At 68.5% G+C, this 1,988-nt stretch carries 3 protein-coding genes; all 3 read left to right on the top strand.

What is annotated here, in order from left to right; translation table 11 throughout:
• Positions 1-157, top strand: a 157-nt coding sequence (locus I53_RS09170; protein ID WP_043349494.1) for a cytochrome c-type biogenesis protein CcmH, incomplete at its 5' end; no start/stop codon positions are given.
• 97 nt (positions 158-254) lie between these two features.
• Complete coding sequence (locus tag I53_RS09165; RefSeq protein WP_043349495.1) at positions 255-911, top strand: glutathione S-transferase family protein; 657 nt, start codon at positions 255-257, stop codon at positions 909-911.
• Positions 912-1,371: 460 nt separating this feature from the next.
• Complete coding sequence (locus I53_RS09160) at positions 1,372-1,845, top strand: formate dehydrogenase subunit gamma (protein WP_010684574.1); 474 nt, start codon at positions 1,372-1,374, stop codon at positions 1,843-1,845.
• Positions 1,846-1,988 lie beyond the last annotated feature (143 nt).

The following is a 1,988-nucleotide window of genomic DNA, read 5'->3' as shown; positions in this document are numbered from 1 at the left end:
CGCTGCCACCCTGCTGCTCTGGCTGACCCCGGTTCTGGCGGTGCTGCTGGGCGGCTTCGGCCTGTGGCGCCTCGCCCGCCGCCGGCCGCCCGCACCGGTCCGGACTCTGTCGGCCGCCGAGCAGGCGGAGGTCGCGGCGCTGCTGCGACGCGATTAGAATTGGGGGCGGTAGCGATTCGCCCGCCCCATTCGGCACGAGTCTTGGATCGGGCTTCGCAGACCGCATGATCGGCGACGCGCCCCGGGGCAGGACGATGACGGCCGCTACGCTCACCATCTCGAGCCGCAATTATTCCTCGTGGTCGCTGCGGGGCTGGCTGATCTGCCGAATGGCCGGTCTCGACTTCCAGACCGAGGTCCTGTCCGGCACGGATGCCACCAGCCGGGCGGAGCTGCTGCACCTGTCGCCGTCGTTCCTGGTGCCGCGCCTGCGCCACGGCGACGTGGTCGTCTGGGACACCCTGGCCATCGCCGAATACCTCGCCGAGACTTTTCCCGCGGCCGGTTTCCTTCCCGGCAACGCGGCGGAGCGCGCCCATTGCCGGTCCATCTCCGGCGAGATGCATTCCGGCTTCGTCAATCTCCGCTCGGCCCTGCCGATGAACCTGCGTGCCTTCCACCCTGACTTCCGGGTGTTCAACGGCGCGAAGGCCGACATCGAGCGTATCGTGACGATCTTCGACGATTGCCTGGATCGCTACGACGGGCCGTACCTGTTCGGAGCGCGACCGTGCCTGGCGGACGCCATGTATGCCCCGGTCTGCACCCGCTTCCGCACCTACGACGTCGCCCTGCCGCCCCGCGCCGCCGCCTACCGCGACACGATCCTGCACTGGCCGCTGATGGTGGAATGGGCGGAAGCCGCTGCCGACGAGCCGGACGAGATCGAGGAACTGGAGATGGAGTTCTGACGAGCCGCCTGCGTGGCCTCCGGCCTGCGCAGGTCGTCCCTGCGAGCGGGGCGCGCAGGCAACCCGGATGCCCTCCCTCGGTCGCTCCCTGTCGCCGCCGGACGAAGGCGACCCACGCGCCCTACGATCCAGGGTGACGGGACACGGGCCAGCGTCGCGGAGGTGCATGGCTCGCGCCGCTCGGAAAGGCAGAGGCGGACGAGCGAGCAGATTCACCGTGTGGATGCAATTTATTGCAGGGCACAAATTCATGTTGCGCCGCACGCAGATGTGGTCCGTCACCGCTCCGATTCAAAAAATGAATTTCTGACAAAGAATTAGCCGGGATCGGCCGAGGCGCGGTCGGCCGGGTTACAGCTCGACAAACGTCCTTTGTCGAGCGACCGGACTGCGCGATTGAAGCCAACCGGCATTTCTGTTCCTCTTCGCATTAGAACAGGAACAGACTGGGCTGGAAACCATGGCGCGTCACGAGCCCTGGAGCGCGGAGCGCGCATCCGGGATCATCGCCGAACACACCCATCTCGAAGGGGCCACGCTGCCGATCCTGCACGCGCTGCAGGAGACGTTCGGCTACGTGGATTCCGGCGCCGTGCCGCTGATCGCGGACGCGCTGAACCTGTCGCGCGCCGAGGTGCACGGCTGCATCACCTTCTACCACGATTTCCGCGCCCACCCCGCCGGCCGCCACGAGGTGAAGCTGTGCCGGGCCGAGGCCTGCCAGGCCATGGGCTCCGACAAGCTCCATCGCGAGATCCTCGGCCGCCTCGGCTGCGGCTGGCACGAGACCACCGCCGACGGCAGCGCCACGGTGGAGCCGGTCTACTGCCTCGGCCTCTGCGCCAACGGTCCCGCCGCGCTGGTGGACGGTGAGCCCGTCGCGCACCTGACCGCCGACGCCCTCGAAGCTGCACTGACGGAGGTGCGCCAGTGAGCGTGACCCTCTACATTCCCCGCGATGCCGTCGCCCTCGGCCTCGGCGCCAACAAGGTCGCCCGCGCCCTCTTCGCCGGGACGAGCGCCGCGGTCTCGACGTCACCATCGTGCGCACCGGTTCACGCGGTCTGTTCTGGCTGG

The sequence above is a fragment of the Methylobacterium sp. B1 genome (assembly GCF_000333255.1).
Taxonomy (GTDB): domain Bacteria; phylum Pseudomonadota; class Alphaproteobacteria; order Rhizobiales; family Beijerinckiaceae; genus Methylobacterium; species Methylobacterium fujisawaense.
The sequence above is the reverse complement of the archived record's forward strand: the minus strand, read 5'-3'. Positions and strand labels throughout refer to the sequence as shown.